A 20,823-nucleotide genomic window follows, 5' to 3' on the forward strand; every position below is an offset into this window, starting at 1 on the left:
TTTGGTTTGTTTGCTCAGGCATCCGCTGCCTGAGGCGCGCCTGCGGCGCTGTGTACTTCGCTTACATCGAGTAATACGGTCAATTCATGGGCCAGGGCCCGCTGCACCTCGGCCAGCGGCACCGACACGCCCATGCTGCGCATATCCACCGTCTTCAGGCCGGAATAGCCGCAGGGGTTAATCCAGGAAAACGGCGCCAGGTCCATCGCCACGTTGAGCGACACGCCATGGTAGGTGCAGCCGTTGCCGCGCACTTTCAAGCCCAGCGCGGCGATCTTCGCACCCTTGTCTGGCCCGCCGGCAATATAGATGCCAGGCGCGCCATCGATGCGCTCGCCAGCGAGATTATACGCCGCCAGCACGTTGATGATGGCTTGCTCGATTTTATGCACGAACTGGCGCGCATACAGCTTGCCGCCCGGCTTGTTGCGGCGCAAGTCCATCAACAGGTAAATCACCACCTGGCCGGGGCCGTGGAACGTCACTTCGCCGCCACGGTCCGTCTGCACCACGGGCACGTTCTCCGCGCCGGCCAGCAAATGGCCCCGGTCGGCCGCCAGGCCCAGGGTGAACACGGGCGGATGCTCGACGATCCACAGTTCGTCGCGCGTGTCCGTCGTGCGCGCGTCGGTGAAGGCGCGCATGGCGGCAAAGGTCGGCTCGTAATCGACGCGGCCCAGCTCGCGGATCAGCGCCGCTTCGGTTCGGGTGGTGGTCATGACAGATTCTGTAATCAGCTGCCGGCGCCCTGGGGACGCTGCGGCGAAGCCGTGATTATAAGCCAGGCTGCCGTTTCATTCAGCCCCGGGCGCCGGCAACAGCAGCAATCTGCCCAATTTTTGAGCGGCATGGCGTATCTGGGCCCCATTCAGGGCCGTATAGCCCAGCAGCACGGCCGGCGCCAGCCTGGCGCTGTGACAGAAGTCGCCGAGCGGCTGCAGCGCCAGCCCCTCCTGCGCCGCGCGCGCGCAAAATGCCCGCTCGTCGCTGTCCGGCGGCAGCCACAGCACGCAATGGAAACCCGCCTGCTGGCCGGTGAGCGTATAGCGTCCGGGCGCCGCTTGCTCGAGGCAGGCCAGCAGCAGGTCGCGCCGCTCCTTGTAGGCCTGCCGCGCCTGGCGCAAATGGCGCACGAAGGCGCCCTCCTCCATCCAGGCGGACAGCGCCAGCTGCTCCGTCACGCCCACGGAGCGGCCCGTCAACTGCAGTGTGCGCAGCAACTGCGGACGCAAGGCGGGCGGCAGCACCATGAAGCCCACGCGCAGACCGGCAAACAGGGTCTTGTTGAAACTGCCGCAATAAATCACGCGCTGGTACTGGTCCAGCGCCTTCAGGGCCGCCAGCGGCGCGCTCTGGTAATTGAATTCGCTGTCGTAATCGTCTTCCACCACCCAGGCGCCGTGGTCGTTCGCCCATTCCAGCAGGGCCAGGCGCCGCGTGACGGACATGGTCACGCCCAGCGGCGACTGGTGCGCCGGCGTCACGTAGGCGAGGCTGGCGTCCGCGTGCGCGGCCAGGGCGGCGCAATCAATGCCCTCGGCGTCGACGGCGATGTCGACCGGCACGGCGCCCGCCAGGGCGAACAGGGCGCGCGCGGCCGGGTAGCCGGGTTCTTCCAGGCAGACCTTGTCGCCATCGCGCACGATGCTGCGCGCCAGCAAGTCGATCGCGTGGCGGATGCCGGTCGTGACGACGATGTCGTGCGGGTCGCAGCGGATGCCGCGGTACTTGGCGAGAAAATCGGCGATCTGCTGGCGCAGTGCGGGCAAGCCGGCCGGATCGGCGCTGCACAGCTGCTCCGGCGTGGCGGCCGCCAGCGCCCGCGTGGCGCACTTGGACCAGGCGGCCATGGGAAACAGGCTGGCGTCGGCGCGCCGCGCCACGAAGGGCAAGCCGTCGCGCACGCCCGTGTCCGAGGCAGGCGCGGGCACGCTGGCCGGTGCGGCCGGGGTGGTATCGCCAAATCCCGCCATCAGGAAGCGTTCCGGCACCACGGCGCACACGCGCGTGCCGGAACCGGGCACGCGCGTCACGTACGCTTCCGCGTGCAGGCGGTCGAACACGGTTTCGATGGTGCCGCGCGACAGCTCCCACCGTTCGGCCAGGGTGCGGCTGGACGGCAAACGGCTGCCCGCCGGCAGCATCTTCGTCAGGATGGCCGAGCGCAGCGCTTCATATGCGCCATCCTGCTTGTTGACGCCCGCCTTGTCGAGCCAGCTGGTGGGACGAGGCAAGTCCAGGGCGTGCGGTGATTTTCCTCGCGGCATGATGATCGTCCAAGTGGTCCAATGAATTTTCTGATGACTGGCACTTCGCATTACACCACAAACATTCTACTCTCGGCGTTCCGGTGCGCCAGCGGGGCGCACGCTGGCAAGGAAGCTTGAAGGGATCGTGTCACACCATGCAAAAACAACTCGCTTTATGGGCCTGGGGCGGCATCGTGCTGCTGCTGGTCTGCCTGTCGCGCATCAGCATCGATATCTATTTGCCTTCGCTGCCGGCCATGGCCGATGCCCTGCATGCCAGCGATGCCCAGTTGCAACTGACCCTGAGCCTGTTCATGGCCGGCTCGGCCGCCTCGATGCTCGCCTGCGGGCCGCTGGCCGACCGCTACGGACGCCGGCCCGTGCTGCTGGCCGGCACGGGCATTTATGTGCTCGCCAGCATCGTCTGCAGCGTGACCTCCGACGTCCACGTGCTGATCGCCGCGCGGGTGCTGCAGGCGTTCGGCGGTTGCAGCGGCACCATCATCGGCCGGGTCATGGTGCGCGACCGCTTCGACCCCGCCACGCAGGCGCGCATGCTGGGGAAAATCTCGATGGTGATGGGTTTGTCGCCGATCCTGGCGCCGCTGGCCGGCAGCGTGATTGACGCGGCGTTCGGCTGGCGCGCCGTGTTTGGCGTGCTGTGTGCGCTGGGCGCGCTGTCGCTGGGGCTGATCGCCGCCTGGGTGCCGGAAACCAAACCGGCCAGCGTCGTACCACAGGGAAATACCCTGGCGCTGTACCGCCGCCTGCTGGGCGACGCGTATTTCCTGCGCTATGCGCTGGCCATCGGCTGCGTGTATTGCACGTATTTCCCCTTCATCGCGGAATCGTCCGTGCTATTGCAAAGGGGCATGCACCTGTCGTCGCACGAGTATGCGCTGGTGTTCGCGCTGACGGTCAGCGGCTATATCGCGGGATCGAGCCTGTTCCGCGCGCTGGGACCGCGCCTGGGTGCCGACTACATGCTGGGCATGGCGGTGCTGATCAATGTGGCGGGTGCGGCCAGCCTGTTGCTGGCGGGGACTCTGGCGCCGCACCACGTGGCGTCGCTGGTGGCGCCGATGCTGCTGGTGATGGTATCGGTGGGCATGGCCATCCCCGCCTGCCAGCTGGCCGTGCTGCAGCCGTATGGCGACCAGGCGGGCAGCGCCTCGGGCCTGTTCTTCTTCGTGCAAATGCTCATCACGGCCGCCTGCGGCGCCGTCATCGCGGCCATCACGGATGGCAGCGCAAAGCCGTTGCTGTGGGTGACGGCGGCGGCTAGTGGCGCCTTTGCCGCCGTCTGGCTGCTCACGAAGAGCCGGGCCAGCGTGGCGGCAGCCAGCCTTACATGACGATCTTGACCATCGGGTGGCCCGACAGCGCCATGTACAGGGCGTCGAGCTGCTCGCGGCTGATGGCGCGCACGGTGACGGTCAGGCCCGTGTAATTGCCCTTGCCCGATGGGCGCTCTTCCATGCGGCCGACGTGGAAGGTCGGATCGTGGCTGATCACCAGTTCCAGCATGGTGGGGGCGAAATCGACATGCGTCGGACCCATGATCTTGATGGGAAAATCGCTCGGATATTCGATCAGCGATTCGCTGGGAGGAATCGTCACTTCGGTGGATGGGGTCGTTTGCATGGGAAATCCTATCAGTGCCGGTCAGAACAGACGGCGCGGCGCATGGCGCGCGGCGGCTGCGTAAAGACGTATTGTAGCCAACTTTGGCAGCGCCTGCGCCGTTGCCATGGCGCCAGGGGCGCGGAAAAAAAAGGCTCTGTCATCGACAAATAGGGGAAATGCCGGAATCTTCCGTTGGCGGTGCTGTCTGACTCTGCATACCCACCACACAGGGAGCAGATCATGCAGCCAGCCGAATGGATCCGTTTTATCGCGCAGTTTGCGCAGTTGAACCGGCGCCAGCGGCAGGCAGGCATGGCCCTGCTGCGTGGCAACACGCCACACGACGCGACCGTCGCGCTGCTGGAGGGCGTGGCGCAGCCGCGCTTGGCCTGTCCCGCCTGCCGCTCGCGCCATCTGCATCGGCATGGCCATGCGCACGGCTTGCAGCGCTACCGCTGCGTGCCTTGCGGGCGCACCTTCAATGCCTTGACGGGGACGCCGCTGGCTCGCCTGCGCCATAAATCGCTGTGGCTCGAATATGCCGATTGCCTGCTTGCATCGGATTCCGTGCGCAAGGCGGCGCTACAACTGGGCGTACACCGCAACACCACGTTTCGCTGGCGCCACCGATTTTTATCGTTGGCAAAAACGGACCGGCCGCATGGCCTGCATGGCATCGCCGAGGCCGACGAGCTATACGTGCTGGAATCGGAAAAGGGATCCAGGCAGATGACGCGTCCGGCCCGCCGCCGCGGCGGCCATGCGCAACGGCGCGGCATTTCCAATGAACAGGTCTGCATCCTGGTGGCGCGCGACCGCACGGGCCAGACCCTCGATTTCGTCACCGGCAAAGGCGCGCTGACGAAGGCGCAACTGCACCGCTGTTTATTGCCTGTCATCGACCAGGATATCCTGCTGGTCACGGATGGCCATGCCGCCTACCGGGCGTTTGCCAGCGAGGCGGGTATCAGCCACGAGGCCGTCAACCTGCGCGCCGGCATCCGTGTGCAGGGCGCCGCGCATGTGCAGAACGTCAATGCATATCACAGCCGCCTGCGCGAATGGTTAAGGCCGTTTCACGGCGTGGCCACGCGCTACCTGCCAAACTACCTGGGATGGCGCTGGATACTCGACGCCAAGCGCATCCGTTCACCCGAAACGCTATTGAAAGCAACATTGGGCGCATTTCCACATCTGACGGTGACATAGCCGAAAAAAAAAGCCAGCTTTGTCAGCTGGCGAAAACTATTTCGTTTGGACAAAATAGCCGGAAAATCGGTGCTGTCAGCCAGTCAGGCATTGCGCTGTGCTGCAATGACGCCACTGTAGACAAAACACGGCGACTTTACCTCCGGCATGTGATGAACGGTCGCTTTGGCGGCTTGAACGTCGATAATCCATGTCCGAACGGACAGGCGGCCAGCGCCAGCGCCCCCTTCAACGCTCCACTTCCTGCATCCGGCCATTGCGGCCGGGGCCGCCGCGCTCATTGGCCCTGTCATTGCCCCGCTCACGTGGCGGCCCGCTGCGTTCGCCACCGCGCGCCTCCTGTGCCGGACGCGCCGCTGGGGCCGGCATCGGCGGCGCGGGCCGTGGCTGAGCCACGGGCGGTGGCGCAGGCATGGCAGGCGGCGGCGCCGTCTGCAGCACTTCGCGACGGCCGCCGCGCTCCGCATGCTCCCTGCCGTCCGGTCGCGGCTGCGGCCGTTCGGCACGGTGCCGCTCCTCGCCGCGCCAGCCGGGATGGGCCACCTGGTCTTGTACGGGCGGCAAGGCCGGCACCGCCGGCATCCGGGGCTGGGCCGGTATCGGCGGCATTGGCGGCTGTTGCGGCTGTGGGGGCACGGGCGGCCGGTTCGGCTGCATGGGACGCGGCGCCAGATGCGTCTGGCCATCGTCCGTCTGCAAGCGGCCAGGGCGGTTGACCCAGTCGCGCCGGAAACCATCTTGCTGGCGCGGCGCATCGACGAGACGCTGCCAGTTGCCCGCCGGCGCAGGTGGCGTGCTCAAGGGCATGCTTTGCAGCACGGGGGCCGGCATGATGGTGCGGTTGCGGCGCGGCACGTCGACCGTGCGGGCGCCGCCAAAACGCTCGCCCGGCAGCATCGTCATGCCCTCACGGCGTTCGCGCTCGCCCGCCACGGAACGCCGGCCTTCGGCCACGCGGTTGATGCGGCGTTCATACTCCGCGCTGGCGCGGTAGCCGGGCACGTAACGCTCGTGCGGCGACAGGGGGAACCAGCCCACGCCGGGATGCTGGCCGTGATTTGTCGCGTGATTGCCGCCCACCCAGCCCACCAGCGCCGGCGCCCAGGGCACGCGACCGCGCTCACGGCCCGGGGCCCAGCCCCAACGCTGGCCCAGCAGCACCCAGCGGCCGTAATGCGAGGGCGCATAGCCCCACGGCGCATTGTCGACCCAGGTCCAGCCCCACGGCGCGATCCACGTCCAGCGCCCGTCGCTGTACGGCGCCCAGCCCAGCGGCACGCTGGCAGGCAGCCACAGGGGGCCATATTCCGCATCGTCCTGCCAGGCGCCGTAGCGGTCCAGCTCTTCATAGCCGGTGGTATCGTCCGTAACATAGCGCAAGGCCGGCGCGGCGGCGGGCAAGGCTTCGGGCCAGTTGTCGAAGGCGATCCTCTGCAAGGCGCCCGTGCGCAATTCCTCGTCCGTCAACTCGGCGCGCTTGCCGGCACGCAAGGTCACGCTGCCCGTGGCGCCATCCACATCGGCCGCGCCATCGAGCACGCTGACGACGCTGGTGCCCGGCTGGCGCCCCGCCTCGATGCGCACCCAGCCCGGCTGGGTCAGGATCACGCGGGCCTGGGCGGTGGTCAGCTCAAAGCCGCGCAGCGCATCGGGATTGCGCACGCGCACGCTGACCGTGCCATAACCGAGGTGCAATTTGAAACTGTCGTCATCGAGCTCGCTCACTTCCAGCTCGGAATCGCCATCGAGGCGCACGGCGGCAGCGCCCACGCGGAACTCCGCCAGCGCGCCGCGCCGGGTGGTCAAGCGGTTATCCGTCGTGACGGGCCAGTTCAACAAGGCGTTTTGCGCCTCGCCGTCGCCGGCGCGCACCAGCACCTGCCCTTCGACGGTGGAAATGCGACCCACGCGGGCGGGCGGATCCTGCGCCAGGGCCAGGGTGCACGCCGACGACAGCAGCACGGCGCACACGGTGTTGAGAAAAGGGGAGGACAGGGTCGGACGCATGGCAGCGCTCCAGGCAGGACTGACAACAATGATTGCTATCGATTACATCCGCATCGGGCGGACATCGCAAGCGGGCTTACAAATGTTTGCATATTGACTTCTTTCAGGAGGCCGCCTGGCCGCCGCGCTTGACGAAGAACAGGGCGGCGCCGACGGCCATCAGCAAGCCGCCAAAGAAGCGGTTCTGCTTTTTCACGGCGCGCGCGTCGCGGAAGAAGCGCTGCATCGACGAGGCGAGAAAGGCGTAGCTGTGCATGACGATCTGGTCGATCGTACACATGGTGACGGCCAGGATCAGCAATTGCGGCAGCAGCGGAGACGTCGGGCTGATGAATTGCGGCAACACCGCCACCATGAAGATGATGCCCTTCGGATTCGTCACATTGGTGAGAAAACCCGTCAGCATGCGCCGGCCCATGGACGGCACCACGGCATCCGCATGCAGGTCGCCCGTCACGGCCACCTTGGCGCGCCATTGCGACAGGCCCAGGTAGATCAGGTACAAGGCGCCCACCGTCTTGACGATATTGAAGGCCACTTCGGAAGCGAGCAGCAGGGAGCCCACGCCGGCGCCGGCGATGCCCAGCACCACCAGCAGGCCCAGTTGCAGGCCGAGAATCGTGGCGCTGGCCTTTTTCACCCCGTACGACAGGCCATGCGACATCGACAGCACGGCGCCCGAGCCGGGCGAGACGGCGATGATGGAGGCGGCGACGACAAAGGTGATCCAGGTGGCAAAGGGCATGCGGTTTCCAAAAATGGGGACGAGAGGCAATTTTAACCCGGCCCGTGCGGCCCTGCCGGCCCCGCCTGAGGTAAGATCGCGGTCATGCCTGACCCACGTCACCCCTTGCCGTACAACCAAGAATAACATCATGAAAAACAACACTTTCCTCGCTCCACGATTCCCTGCCACCACCGCGGGAGTGCGCTGAGATGGCCGGCTCCAGCCTGCTGGCCCTGCTCGACGACATCGCCAGCATCCTCGACGACGTTTCCCTGATGACCAAGGTGGCCGCCAAGAAGACGGCCGGCGTGCTCGGTGACGACCTGGCCCTGAACGCGCAGCAGGTGGCCGGCGTGCGCGCCGAGCGCGAACTGCCCGTCGTGTGGGCCGTCGCCGTCGGTTCGCTGAAGAACAAGGCCATCCTCGTGCCCGCCGCGCTGGCCATCAGCGCGTTTGCGCCATGGGCCATCACGCCGCTGCTGATGGTGGGCGGCGCCTACCTGTGCTTCGAGGGCTTCGAAAAGATCGCCCACAAATACCTGCACCCGGACGACAGCCACAAGGCCGAGCTGGCGCAGGCGCTGCGCGACCCGAAGGTGGACCTGGTGGCGCTGGAAAAGGACAAGATCAAGGGCGCCATCCGCACCGACTTCATTTTGTCGGCGGAAATCATCGTCATCGCGCTGGGCACGGTGGCCGCCGCCACCTTCGCCGAGCAGGTAGCCGTCGTCGTCGGCATCGCCATCATCATGACGGTGGGCGTGTATGGCCTGGTGGCCGGCATCGTCAAGCTCGACGACGCGGGCTTTTACCTGGCGGCGCGCAAGGGCGCGGGCGCGCTGATGGACGGCGTGCGCGGCTTTGGCCGCATGCTCGTGTCGGCGGCGCCGAAACTGATGAAATTCCTCTCCATCGTCGGCACCCTGGCCATGTTCATGGTCGGCGGCGGCATTTTGACGCATGGCTGGCCGTGGGCCAGCGCCATGCTGCACCACGTCGAGGAAGCGGTCGGCGGCGTGGCCGCCATCGGCCCCGTGCTGGCGGCCGTCACGCCCAGCCTGATCAACGCGGTGGCCGGCCTCATCGCCGGTGGCCTGGTGCTGGCCGGCGTCACGGCCGTGTCGGCTTTATTGCGCATGGTCAAATCGCCCAAATAAGCTTTCTGGTCTGATGGGGCGGCAGGCGCATCCGTGCCTGCCGCCCCGGCCATGCCGGCGGCGCCGTCCGTCCATGGAGACCCTATGCAGACTTCCCCCGCCCCACGTCCCAGCAGCGCCTTCATCGGCGCCTCCTGGGCGGCATTGCTGATCGGCATCCTTACCTACCTGTCCGGCCTGTGGAACGCCACCATGGCGCTCAACGAAAAGGGCTATTACTTCACCATCCTCATGTATGGCCTGTTCGCCGCCATCTCGCTGCAAAAGTCCGTGCGCGACCGCGCCGAGGGCATCGCCGTGACGGGAATTTACTTTGGCCTGTGCTGGATCTCCGTGTTGCTGGCCTTGCTGTTATTGACTGTCGGCCTATGGAACGCTAATCTGCAAGACAGCGAGAAAGGGTTCTATGCGATGGCGTTTTTACTCAGCCTGTTCGCCGCCGTGGCCGTGCAAAAGAACGTGCGCGACGTGGCGCGCGCCACGGCCGCCACGCCTGCCGAGGCGCCGGGAACCTAACCGCTGGGTGCGTGTCTATCCGAGTATGCATGCGGGGGAACGGTGATGAGCGATCTACAGCGACGGTTACAGATGGCGCTGGAAGCGGCGCACATGGCGATCTGGGATTCGCGCATCGTCGATGGCCAGGTCATCGACGGCAGCGTCAGCTGGTCGGCCAAGGGCGCCGCCCTGCTGGGCCTGGAAGAACGCGCCCTGACGCAGCCCTTCCACGCCTTTCTCGACTGCGTGCATGCGGATGACCGCGACAAGGTGGTGGCCGTGCTGCAGGAAGGCATGCGGCACGGCGACGGCTATGCGCTGCAATACCGCGTCGTCTGGCCCGACGGCAGCGAGCACTGGCTGTCGGCCAAGGCGCAGGTCTTCACGGATGCGGCCGGCCAGCCCGAGCGGACCCTGGGCGTGATCTGGGATATCACCGAGCACATGGCGCGCGAGCTGATGATCGCCGAGCGCAAGGAACTGGCCGAAGTGACGCTCAGCTCCATCGCCGACGGCGTCATCACCACCGATCCGCACGGCAAGACGCGTTACCTGAACCGGGTGGCCGAGCAATTGACGGGCTGGAGCAACGACATGGCGCAAGGCCTGGACATCGGCCTGACCATGCCGCTGGCCGATGAACGCACGGGCGCAGCGCTCGAACACGTGGCCATGCGCTGCCTGCAACAGCGCCAGGCCATCGGCATTTCCCCCCACTCGCAGCTGATCACGCGCGAAGGGCGGCGCATCGCCATCGAGGAATCGGCCGCGCCCATCTGGTCGAGCGACGGCGACATCCTTGGCGCCGTCGTCGTGTTCCGCGACGTCAGCCACGAGCGCAAGCTGAGCCAGGAACTGTCGTGGCAAGCCTCGCACGACACCCTGACGGGCCTGATCAACCGGCGCGAATTCGAACACCTGGTAGCCGGCGCCCTGCACACGGCCAAGCAGGCCGGCCACGTGCATGCGCTGCTGTACCTGGACCTGGACCAGTTCAAGGTCATCAACGACACCTGCGGCCACGGCGCCGGCGACGTGCTGCTGCAGCTGCTGGCCAAGATGCTGCAGGGGCGGATGCGCGACAGCGACATCCTGGCGCGCCTCGGCGGCGACGAACTGGGGGTGCTGCTGCCCCACTGCGCGCTCGAGCACGCGCGCCAGATCGGCGACCAGCTGCGCCAGTCCGTGCGCGAATTCCGTTTCGCCTGGGACGAACGCAGCTTCGAGCTCGGCGTGAGCATCGGCATCGTGGAAATCAACCAGGACAGCAAGTCCATGAGCGAGCTGCTGAGCGCCGCCGACCGGGCCTGCTACCTGGCCAAGGAGCAGGGCCGCAACCGCCTGCACGTCTACCAGGAGTCCGATGTCATGCTGGCGCAGCGGCATGGCGAAATGCTGTGGATTTCACGCCTGAAGGAAGCGTTCACGCACGATTATTTCCGCCTGTACGCCATGCCCATCGTGCACCTGAACGACGGTCGGGAACACCACGACGAAGTGCTGATCCGCATCCGCAACAGCAAGGGCGATTTGATCCTGCCCGGCGCCTTCATCCCCGCCGCCGAACGCTACGACATGATGCTGTCCATCGACCGCTGGGTCATCCGCGCCGTCTGCGCGCATATCCAGAGCGTGCGCGACAGCCTGCCGCCACTCGATGCGCTGGCGGAAAGCCGGCGCCGCGCACCGGCCCTGTATTCCGTCAACCTGTCGGGCCTGTCGCTGGCCGATGCCGGCTTGCACGACTACATCACCGAACAGTTCGTGCAATTTGCGATTGCGCCCGAGCAAATCTGCTTTGAAATCACGGAAACGGCCGTCATCGCCAACCTGCCGAAGGCGCAGGTGTTCATGCGCCAGCTCAAGGCCATGGGCTGCCGCTTCTCGCTCGACGACTTCGGCAGCGGCTTTTCCTCGTTCGGCTACCTGAAAGCGCTGCCCGTCGACTACCTGAAGATCGACGGCATCTTCGTGCGCGACATCGCCACCAACGCCATCAACCGCGCCATGGTCAAGGCCATCAATGAAGTGGGCCACGTGATGGGCTTGAAAACGGTGGCCGAGTACGTGGAAGACGACGCCACCCTGGCCGTCATCCGCGAACTGGGCGTCGACTACGCGCAAGGCTACGCCGTGGGCAAGCTGCGCCCGCTGACGGCGGGCGTGGATTAAGCGCCTATCCCGGTAGATGAATACATCCCCTGCTGGCGCCCGTCAGAAGCGGGGACTGCGTTGCTCGTCGTCGCGTGGCTCGCCACGCGTCCTCCTCACGCCTTGTCCGCGCTCCTGATGCGCTGCCAGCAGAAGACGCTCCCTACCGGGATAGGCTCTAAGCGCCGCCGACAACCAGTAGCTTTAAAACAATGCCGCATTGCTATCGCTAAATGCGCGCAAGCACGACCAATCTGGAGGATTTTGATCTACATCAATAAATTTGCGCAGGCGAATCCTTACACTGATCTCCATTCTTGCAATCGTGCAAGTCTTACTCACCAATTGCCTATTTAACTGATCAGGAAGCCGCGACCATGCGACAAAATTTGCCAGTGACTAACCGTGAAGTCCTCGTCTTGGACGATCAGGCCATCGTGTCGAAAACGGATATGAACGGCAATATCGTGTATGTGAACCCCTACTTCAGTCAGGTCAGCGGCTTCAGCGAGGCCGAGCTGCTCGGTTCGCCCCAGAACATCGTGCGCCACCCGGACATGCCGGCCGAAGCGTTCGCCGACCTGTGGGCCTCGATCCAGGCCGGCACGCCGTGGACGGGCCTGGTCAAGAACCGTTGCAAGAACGGCGACTTTTACTGGGTGCGCGCGAACGTCACGCCCATCCGCGAAGCGGGCAAGACCATCGGCTACATGTCGGTGCGCGTGAAGGCCGACAAGGATCAGGTGAAAGCGGCCGAGGAAGCCTACGCGGCCATCCGCAACAAGGAAGGCGGCAACATCGTCATCAAGAACGGGCAAATCGTGCGCCCGGGCCTGGCGCACCTGCTGCACAACCTGACGCACATGTCGCTCAACCTGCGCATCTGGGCCGCCACCTCCATCGTCAACTGCTTGCAACTGCTGGTGTGCATCATCAGCCTGTTCGCCAGCGGCGGCAAGATCACCAATTACGCCATCTTCGGCGCCACCCTGTTCGGCTTCCTGATCAACGTTTTCCTCTGGTACACCTTGCGCATGTCCGTGCTCAAGCCGCTGGGCAAGGCCCTGAACGGCGCCCGGGCGATTGCCGCCGGCGACCTGTCGGGCAGTTTTGAGACGGAAAGCACGGATGAAGTGGGGCAATTGCTGCGCGCGCTGCAACAGATGAACAGCAACCTGATCGCCACCATCCGCGACGTGCGCATCAACGTGGAAACCATGGCCGTGGCCACCAAGCAAATCGCCGTCGGCAATATGGACCTGTCGGGCCGCACGGAATCGCAGGCGGCCAGCCTGGAAGAAACAGCCTCGAGCATCGAGGAATTCTCGTCGACGGTGAAACAGAACGCGGACAACTCGGTGCAGGCGAACGAGCTGGCAGTGGCCGCCTCGAAAGTGGCCGTGCAGGGCGGCGAGATCGTCGCCGAAGTGATCACCACCATGGACGACATCAACACCTCGTCGAAGAAGATCGTCGACATCATCGGCCTGATCGAAGGCATCGCCTTCCAGACCAACATCCTGGCCCTGAACGCGGCCGTGGAAGCGGCCCGTGCCGGCGAGCAGGGCAGGGGCTTCGCGGTGGTGGCGGGCGAGGTGCGCAACCTGGCGCAGCGCTCGTCCGTGGCGGCCAAGGACATCAAGCAACTGATTGAAATTTCCGTCGGCAAGGTGGGCGCCGGCATGCTGCAGGTGAACCGCGCCGGCGCCACCATGGAACAGGTGGTCAGCTCGGTCAAGCAGGTGACGGCCATCATGCAGGAAATTTCCATCGCCTCGCGCGAACAGAGCATCGGCGTCGACCAGGTCAACCAGGCCATCGCCCACATGGACCAGGTAACGCAGCAAAACGCGGCCCTGGTGGAAGAAGCCGCCGCGGCCGCCACGCGCCTGGCGGAAGAAGCGGCCAGCCTGTCGCAAGCCGTGAGCCTGTTCAATTTCGGCAAGATGCCGCCACCGCGCCGCGTCGCCATGCCCGGCGGCAAGGGAGGCGCCGCGAATGCCGGCAAACCCGCCGCTCTGAAACGCCTGGCCGCCTAAACCTTTCAAGACTTTACACACATCATGCCTACACTACTCAGCAGTGCTTCCGCCGACCTGGACGCCGTCGTCGAATTCGACCCCGTCATCATCGGCAAGATGAGCCAGTCCGGCCCCCGCTACACGTCCTATCCGACCGCCGACCGTTTTAATGCCGACTTTGGCTACGGCAACTTCCTCGAAGCGCTGGCCGCGCTGCGCATGCGCGGCGGCCGCCGGCCGCTGTCGCTGTACGTGCACGTGCCGTTCTGCGACACCCTGTGCTACTACTGCGCCTGCAACAAGATCATCACCAAAGACCGCAGCAAGGCCGCCACCTATCTCAGCTATCTGAAACAGGAAATCGCCATGCAGGGCAAGCTGTTTGCCGGCATGAACCAGATCGAACAGCTGCATTTCGGCGGCGGCACACCCACTTACCTGAGCGAAAAGCAGATGGACGAACTGATGGCGCACCTGCGCCAGCATTTCGAGTTCGCTTCCGATGAAGACGGCGAATACTCGATCGAGATTGATCCGCGCACGGTGTCGCGCGAACGCGTGTTTTCGCTGCGCGCGCAAGGGTTCAACCGCATCAGCCTGGGCGTGCAGGATTTCGACGCCGACGTGCAAAAGGCCGTCAACCGCATCCAGCCGGAAGCGGAAACGGTGGCCATCATGCAGGCGGCGCGCGACGCGGGTTTCCGCTCGATCAGCATCGATCTGATCTACGGCTTGCCCAAGCAAAGCCTGGACACCATGACGGAAACCCTGCGCAAGGTGATCAACGCCAGCCCGGACCGCATCGCCCTGTACCACTACGCGCACATGCCGCACCTGTTCAAGCCGCAGCGCCGCATCCTCGACGCCGACATGCCCGACAGCGCCACCAAGCTGGCCATGCTGGGCCTGTGCATCGCGCGCCTGACGGCCGCCGGCTATGTCTACATCGGCATGGACCATTTCGCCAAGCCGACGGATGACCTGGCCGTGGCGCAGCGCCAGGGCCGCCTGCACCGCAACTTCCAGGGCTATTCGACGCGCGCGGAGGCGGACCTGATCGCCTGCGGCGTGTCGGCCATCAGTTCCGTCGGCGCCGTCTACAGCCAGAATGAAAAGACGCTCGACGCCTACTACGAAAAGCTCGACGAAGGCGTGCTGCCGATCGCGCGCGGCATCAAGCTCGATACCGATGATTTGTTGCGCCGTATCATCATCCAGATGCTGATGTGCAATTTCGAATTGTCGATCGCCACCATCGAGCAAGCGCACCCCGTCAAATTCCGCAGCTATTTCGCCGCCGAGCTGGAAAAGCTGCGCGAACTGGCGCGCGACGGCTTGCTCGTCATCGAGGAAGACTGGCTGACGGTGACGCCGAAAGGGCGCTTGCTGATCCGCAATATCTGCATGGTCTTCGACCGCTACCTGACCATGGCGCGCGCCAACGCGGCGCCGGACGCCGTGCAGCCGCTGCGCTACTCGAAAACGGTGTAACCGCGCCCGATGAACGCCCTCAGCCTCGTGCCCATGTTCCTGGTCGGCCTGGCCGGCAGCGTGCACTGCATCGGCATGTGCGGCGGCATCGTCGGCGCCCTGTCGATCAGCGGCGGCAGTGCGCCGGCCCGCCCCGTGATCGCCATCGCCGTGGCGCGCCCGGCATCGCAGACCACCTCGCAATCGAACGTGCTGCGCGTGCTGGCCTACAACGGCGGGCGCATCGCCAGCTACATGCTGGCCGGCGCCCTGGCCGGCAGCCTGGCGGGCGCCGGCATGCTGCACCTGGCGTCCCTGCAAGTGGCCGGCTACTGGCTGGCCAACCTGATGCTGGTGGCTTTGGGCCTGTACCTGATGGATGCCTGGCGCGGCCTGGCCCGCCTGGAAGCGGCCGGCAACGTCGTCTGGCGCCGCGTGCGCCCCCTGTTGAAACCGCTGATGCCGATGGATACGCCGTTCAAGGCGCTGGCCGTGGGCGGCCTGTGGGGCTGGGTGCCGTGCGGCATGGTCTACAGCGCCTTGCTGACGGCCATGATGCAAGGCTCGGCCCTGAATGGCGCGGCCGCCATGGCCGCCTTCGGCCTGGGCACCCTGCCCACCCTGCTGGGCATGGGCTTGCTGGGCACGCGCCTGCGCGCGCAGATGCAGCGCCGTCCCGTGCGCATCGCCAGCGGCTTGCTGGTGCTGGGCTTTGGCCTGCTGGGCCTGCTGCGTGCCGCCAATGGCGTCTCGCTGGGCTGGCTCGACGCCCTGTGCGTCACGGGCCATCCATGAAAAGACGCATGAAATCAAACCTATGAATGCTGTTTTACAACCCTCCGCCTGCTTCCATTGCGGCTTGCCCGTCCCCGGCGGCTCCAGCTGGCACGTCACCATCGACGACGTGCCGCGCGCCATGTGCTGCCCCGGCTGCGAAGCGGTGGCGCAAACCATCGTCGACATCGGCCAGAGCGCCTACTACCGCGACCGCGATGAATATGCCGTCAACGCGGCTGACGCCACCATGGTGCCGCCCGAGTTGCGCCTGTACAGCAATGACGATGCGCAATTCGCGCGCGACGCCAGCAGCTGCGAAGCAACGCTCTCTGTCGAAGGCATCCGCTGCGCCGCCTGCGTCTGGCTGATCGAGCGTCAATTGACGCGTCTGCCCGGCGTGCAGGCGGCCAGCCTGAACGTCGCCACGGAGCGCCTGTACGTGCGCTGGAGCCGCGCCGAATGCGAACCGGGCGACATCCTGCAAGCCGTGCGGCAAGTCGGCTACACGGCCTATCCGTATGACGCCGTGCGCCATGGCGAGCGCCTGCAAAAGGCCAGCAAGACCCTGGGCCGCCAGCTGTTCGTGGCCGGCCTGTCGATGATGCAGGTAATGATGTACGTGGCGCCCGCCTACCTGGCCGCCGAGGACGGCACCCTGGACGACAGCATGGCCAGCCTGATGCGCTGGGCCAGCCTGCTGCTCACCTTGCCGGCCATCTGTTATTCGGCCATGCCGTTTTTCCAGGGCGCCTGGGCCAGCCTGCGCGCGCGCACCCTGGGCATGGACGTGCCCGTCGCGCTGGGCATCCTGGCCGCCTTCTTCGGCAGCGTGGTGGCGACCTTCACGGGCCGTGGCGAGGTGTATTACGACTCGGCCACGATGTTCATTTTTTTACTGCTGTGCAGCCGCTATTTCGAGCTGCAGGCGCGCCGCAAGGCGGCCTCGGCGCTGGAGCGCCTGCAGCACGCCTTGCCCGCTTCCGCCTCGCTGATGGCGGGCTTCCCGGACAACCGCGCCACCACCCTGGTGCCGGCCGGCAGCCTGGCCGTCGGTGACGTGATTCTCGTCAAACCGGGCGAGGCGATCGCCGCCGACAGCGTCATCATCGAGGGCACGAGCGCGCTCGATTTATCTCTGCTGACGGGCGAAAGCGCGGCGCAGCGCCGGAAAATGGGCGAACGGGTGCCGGGCGGCGCCATCAACGCCAGCGCGGCGCTCATCTTGCGCGTGCTCAAGCCCGCGCGTGAAAGTACCTTGTCCGACCTGTTGAAACTGATCGAACGGGCCGGCAGCGGCAAGCCGCAGATCGCGCAGTGGGCCGACAAGGTGGCCGCCTGGTTCGTGCTGGGCCTGCTGCTGTTCGCCGTCGCCGTGTTCGCCTTCTGGAGCTGGCATGACCCGTCGCAGGCGTGGCCCGTGGCCATTGCCGTGCTGGTCGTGTCCTGCCCCTGCGCGCTGTCTCTCGCCACGCCGACGGCGCTGGCGGCCGCCACCGACAGCCTGCTGCGGCGCGGCGTGCTGATCGTCCAGCCGCACGTGCTGGAAACCCTGCACCGCGCCACCCACATCGTCTTCGACAAGACGGGGACATTGACCCTGGGCCGGCCCGTGCTGAAGCAGATCGAAGGACTCGACGGCATGACGGAAGATGCCTGCCTGCAGGTGGCCGCCGCGCTGGAAGCGGGCAGCGCCCATCCGCTGGCGCAGGCGATCTTGCTTGCCGCCGGAGAACAGGCTCGCGCGCATGCGGAGCACTTGCAGGAAGTGCAGGGCCAGGGCCTCGAAGGCGTCGTCGAAGGCGTGCGCTACCGCCTGGGCAATGCGGCCTTTGTCGCCGCCATCGCCGGGCCGCCGCTGGGCGACACGGCCGTCGGCATGCAGGGCATGACGCCGCTGTATCTGGGCACGCAGGGCCGCTGGCTGACGCGTTTCCTGCTCAGCGACGCGCTGCGCCCCGAGGCAAGCGACGTCGTCGCGTATTTCCAGCGGCGCGGCAAGCAGGTCGTGCTGCTCAGCGGCGACCAGGAAGCGCTGACGCAAAGCGTGGCGACGGAACTGGGCATCAACACGGCGTGCGGCGAATGCCTGCCCGATGAAAAGCTCGATTTCGTGCAGCAGCTGCAGGCGACAGGGGCCGTGGTGGCGATGGTGGGCGACGGCATCAACGACGCCGCCGTGCTGAGCGGCGCCGACGTGTCCTTCGCCATGGGTTCCGGCGCCGCGCTGGCGCAAGCGCATGCGGACACGGTGCTGCTGTCGAGCCAATTGGTGTCCGTGCTCGACACGGCGAAAACGGCGGCGCGCAGCATGCGCATCATCCGCGAAAACCTGGGCTGGGCAACCCTGTACAATCTGACGGCCATCCCGGCCGCCGCGCTGGGTTACCTCAACCCCTGGCTGTCCGGCGTCGGCATGGCTGCCAGCTCGGCGGTCGTCATCGCCAACGCCCTGCGCCTGCGGAAAGTCTAATGGAAGCTCTCTACCTGCTCATCCCCTTAAGCGTCCTGGTCGTCTTCATCGCGCTGTGGGTGTATTTCAAGGCCTCGGACAGCGGCCAGTTCGACGACCTCGTCGGACCGGGCCTGCGCGTGCTGCAGGATGACGATACCTCTCCCGACGAACCGCGCAGCTGAATTTCCCCTTCCTGCCATGGCGGCGACATCGCGCCGCCATTTCCCCCTTTTTGACCCATATCAAGCGCCAATTGCAGGGATCTTGCATGGCTTTTTTGACCGAAATATCACTTTATTTCGATGCCAGTTCGCTACGCTTATTTCATCCGGGGAATTTTGATCCACATCAAAGTTTTTTCGCGGTCAAACACTTACTCTCTGGCCACCATCATAAATAGTAATTCCAGGGAGAGTCTTTGTGGATCAATCGCTGAACTATAACTACAAGATCGTGAAGCAATTCGCGGTCGCTACTGTGGTATGGGGCATCATCGGCATGCTGGTTGGCGTTATCATCGCCGCTCAGCTGGCCTGGCCTGCCCTGAACCTCGACATACCTTGGCTGACATACGGACGTTTGCGTCCGCTGCACACGAATGCGGTGATTTTCGCCTTCGGCATCTGCGGCCTGTTCGCCACCTCGTACTACGTTGTCCAACGCACCTGTCAGGTGCGCCTGTTTTCCGACAAGCTGGCCGCCTTCACGTTCTGGGGCTGGCAAGCGGTGATCCTGTGCGCCGTCGTCAGCCTGCCCATGGGCCTGACCCGCGGCAAGGAATACGCGGAACTGGAATGGCCTATCGCCATCCTCATCGCCGTCGTCTGGATCGCCTACGCCATCGTTTTCTTCGGCACCCTGATCAAGCGCAAGGTCAAGCACATCTACGTGGCCAACTGGTTCTTCGGCGCCTACATCCTGGCCGTGACGATTTTGCACGTGGTCAATGGCGCCGTCATGCCAGCCTCGTTCACCAAGTCGTATTCCGCCTATGCGGGCGTGCAGGACGCCATGATCCAGTGGTGGTACGGCCATAACGCGGTGGGCTTCATCCTGACCGCCGGCTACCTGGGCATGGTCTACTACTTCATCCCGAAACAGGCCGAGCGCCCCGTGTACTCGTACCGCCTGTCCATCGTCCACTTCTGGGCGCTGATCTTCACCTACATGTGGGCGGGCCCGCATCACCTGCACTACACAGCCTTGCCTGACTGGACGCAATCGATCGGCATGGTCTTCTCGCTGGTCCTCTTGGCACCAAGCTGGGGCGGCATGATCAACGGCATCATGACCCTGTCGGGCGCCTGGCACAAGCTGCGCACCGACCCGATCCTGAAATTCATGATCGTCTCGCTGTCGTTCTACGGCATCGCCACCTTCGAAGGTCCGATGATGTCGATCAAGACCATCAACTCGCTGTCGCACTACACCGACTGGACCGTTGCCCACGTGCATGCGGGCGCCCTGGGCTGGGTGGGCTTCATCACCATGGGTTCGATCTACTACCTGCTGCCGCGCCTGGCGGGCCGCACGCAGATGCACAGCACGCGCCTGGTCGACGTGCACTTCTGGGTGGCCACCATCGGCATCGTGCTGTACATCGCCGCAATGTGGATCGCCGGCGTGATGCAGGGCCTGATGTGGCGCGCGGTCAATCCGGACGGCACCCTGACCTACACCTTTGTCGAGAGCGTGAAAGCGACGTATCCGTACTACGTGGTGCGCGTGGCCGGTGGCCTGCTGTACCTGTCGGGTATGTGCATCATGGGCTACAACACCTGGATGACTCTGCGCGGCAGCAAACTCCCCGTCGCCCGCATTCCGGAACTGAACGCGGCGCACGCCTGATAGGAGCGAAAGCAAATGAAATTTTCACATGCATGGATTGAAAGAAACCCCTGGCTGCTGATCGCCCTGGTCACGGTGGTGATCAGCATCGGCGGCGCCGTCGAGATCGTCCCCCTGTTCTTCCAGAAGAGCACGACGGAGCCGGTCGCCGGCCTGAAGCCGTATTCGCCGCTGCGCCTGGCGGGCCGCGACATTTACGTGCGCGAAGGCTGCTACAACTGCCACTCGCAGATGGTGCGTCCGCTGCGCGCGGAAACGGAACGCTATGGCCACTATTCGGTCGCTGGCGAGTTCGTCTACGACCGTCCGTTCCAGTGGGGTTCCAAGCGCACGGGGCCGGACCTGGCCCGCGTGGGCGCCCGCTACAGCGATGAATGGCACCGCACGCACTTGAACAACCCGCGCGACGTGGTGCCCGAGTCGAACATGCCGGCCTACCCCTGGCTGGCGAAGACCAAGCTGGTGCCTGACGACATCATGCCGAAGATGCGCGCCCTGAAACGCCTGGGCCAGCCGTACAGCGACGCGGAAATCGCCGCCGGCCCCGCGCAGCTGCAGGACAAGACGGAAGAAGACGCCCTGGTCGCCTATCTGCAAGGCCTCGGTACATTAATCAAAACAAGGAATTAGC

General features: G+C 65.3%; 17 protein-coding genes. 12 read left to right on the forward strand and 5 right to left on the reverse strand.

The window, feature by feature from the left end; genetic code table 11:
* Positions 1-14 precede the first annotated feature (14 nt).
* Positions 15-719, reverse strand: a complete 705-nt coding sequence (gene lipB, locus GCN78_RS09260; RefSeq protein WP_152251465.1) for a lipoyl(octanoyl) transferase LipB — start codon at positions 717-719, stop codon at positions 15-17.
* Between the two features lie 75 nt (positions 720-794).
* Positions 795-2,267 carry a MocR-like pyridoxine biosynthesis transcription factor PdxR gene (pdxR, locus tag GCN78_RS09265; protein ID WP_152251466.1) on the reverse strand — a complete coding sequence of 491 codons (1,473 nt, stop codon included), beginning with the start codon at positions 2,265-2,267 and terminating at the stop codon, positions 795-797.
* A 137-nt stretch (positions 2,268-2,404) separates the two neighbouring features.
* On the opposite strand from pdxR, the gene GCN78_RS09270 reads away from it, so the two are divergent.
* Positions 2,405-3,604 (forward strand): multidrug effflux MFS transporter, encoded by a 1,200-nt coding sequence (locus GCN78_RS09270; RefSeq protein WP_152251467.1) that lies wholly within the window; start codon positions 2,405-2,407, stop codon positions 3,602-3,604.
* Here the strand turns inward: GCN78_RS09270 and GCN78_RS09275 are convergent.
* Positions 3,597-3,893, reverse strand: a complete 297-nt coding sequence (locus GCN78_RS09275) for a DUF493 family protein (protein WP_152251468.1) — start codon at positions 3,891-3,893, stop codon at positions 3,597-3,599. The two genes, GCN78_RS09270 and GCN78_RS09275, sit on opposite strands and share 8 nt — an antisense overlap.
* A gap of 222 nt (positions 3,894-4,115) precedes the next feature.
* Here GCN78_RS09275 and GCN78_RS09280 point away from each other — a divergent pair, with 222 nt between their 5' ends.
* Positions 4,116-5,084 carry an IS1595 family transposase gene (locus tag GCN78_RS09280; RefSeq protein WP_152251469.1) on the forward strand — a complete coding sequence of 323 codons (969 nt, stop codon included), beginning with the start codon at positions 4,116-4,118 and terminating at the stop codon, positions 5,082-5,084.
* A gap of 228 nt (positions 5,085-5,312) precedes the next feature.
* Here the strand turns inward: GCN78_RS09280 and GCN78_RS09285 are convergent, their stop codons facing one another.
* Both GCN78_RS09285 and GCN78_RS09290 read right to left on the reverse strand, forming a co-directional pair.
* A complete protein-coding gene (locus GCN78_RS09285) occupies positions 5,313-7,091 on the reverse strand; it encodes a DUF6600 domain-containing protein (protein ID WP_152251470.1) in 1,779 nt (592 codons plus the stop codon).
* A 103-nt stretch (positions 7,092-7,194) separates the two neighbouring features.
* Complete coding sequence (locus GCN78_RS09290) at positions 7,195-7,836, reverse strand: LysE family transporter (protein WP_152251471.1); 642 nt, start codon at positions 7,834-7,836, stop codon at positions 7,195-7,197.
* 191 nt (positions 7,837-8,027) lie between these two features.
* Between GCN78_RS09290 and GCN78_RS09295 the strand changes: the two genes are divergently transcribed.
* From GCN78_RS09295 to ccoO, 10 genes are all read left to right on the forward strand, one after another.
* Complete coding sequence (locus GCN78_RS09295; RefSeq protein WP_152251472.1) at positions 8,028-8,975, forward strand: DUF808 domain-containing protein; 948 nt, start codon at positions 8,028-8,030, stop codon at positions 8,973-8,975.
* A gap of 84 nt (positions 8,976-9,059) precedes the next feature.
* Positions 9,060-9,491 carry an inner membrane protein YiaA gene (gene yiaA / locus GCN78_RS09300; protein WP_152251473.1) on the forward strand — a complete coding sequence of 144 codons (432 nt, stop codon included), beginning with the start codon at positions 9,060-9,062 and terminating at the stop codon, positions 9,489-9,491.
* Positions 9,492-9,536: 45 nt separating this feature from the next.
* Entirely contained in the window at positions 9,537-11,645 is a 2,109-nt protein-coding gene (locus GCN78_RS09305; protein ID WP_152251474.1) for an EAL domain-containing protein, read from the forward strand.
* Between the two features lie 356 nt (positions 11,646-12,001).
* Entirely contained in the window at positions 12,002-13,663 is a 1,662-nt protein-coding gene (locus GCN78_RS09310) for a methyl-accepting chemotaxis protein (RefSeq protein ID WP_152251475.1), read from the forward strand.
* Between the two features lie 24 nt (positions 13,664-13,687).
* Positions 13,688-15,136, forward strand: a complete 1,449-nt coding sequence (hemN, locus tag GCN78_RS09315; protein WP_152251476.1) for an oxygen-independent coproporphyrinogen III oxidase — start codon at positions 13,688-13,690, stop codon at positions 15,134-15,136.
* A gap of 9 nt (positions 15,137-15,145) precedes the next feature.
* Positions 15,146-15,910: a sulfite exporter TauE/SafE family protein gene (locus tag GCN78_RS09320; protein ID WP_152251477.1), complete on the forward strand. Its 765-nt coding sequence runs from the start codon at positions 15,146-15,148 to the stop codon at positions 15,908-15,910.
* Between the two features lie 22 nt (positions 15,911-15,932).
* Positions 15,933-18,362: a heavy metal translocating P-type ATPase gene (locus tag GCN78_RS09325; protein ID WP_152251478.1), complete on the forward strand. Its 2,430-nt coding sequence runs from the start codon at positions 15,933-15,935 to the stop codon at positions 18,360-18,362.
* The gene (ccoS, locus tag GCN78_RS09330) at positions 18,362-18,526 is read left to right on the forward strand and encodes a cbb3-type cytochrome oxidase assembly protein CcoS (protein WP_152251479.1); all 165 of its coding nucleotides are present in this window, start codon (positions 18,362-18,364) and stop codon (positions 18,524-18,526) included. Before GCN78_RS09325 ends, ccoS begins: the two co-directional genes overlap by 1 nt.
* A 238-nt stretch (positions 18,527-18,764) precedes the next feature.
* Positions 18,765-20,192: a cytochrome-c oxidase, cbb3-type subunit I gene (gene ccoN, locus GCN78_RS09335; RefSeq protein ID WP_046681775.1), complete on the forward strand. Its 1,428-nt coding sequence runs from the start codon at positions 18,765-18,767 to the stop codon at positions 20,190-20,192.
* Positions 20,193-20,207: 15 nt separating this feature from the next.
* Positions 20,208-20,822: a cytochrome-c oxidase, cbb3-type subunit II gene (gene ccoO / locus GCN78_RS09340; protein ID WP_101483302.1), complete on the forward strand. Its 615-nt coding sequence runs from the start codon at positions 20,208-20,210 to the stop codon at positions 20,820-20,822.
* Position 20,823 lies beyond the last annotated feature (1 nt).

The sequence above is a fragment of the Janthinobacterium rivuli genome (assembly GCF_009208735.1).
GTDB lineage: Bacteria > Pseudomonadota > Gammaproteobacteria > Burkholderiales > Burkholderiaceae_D > Janthinobacterium.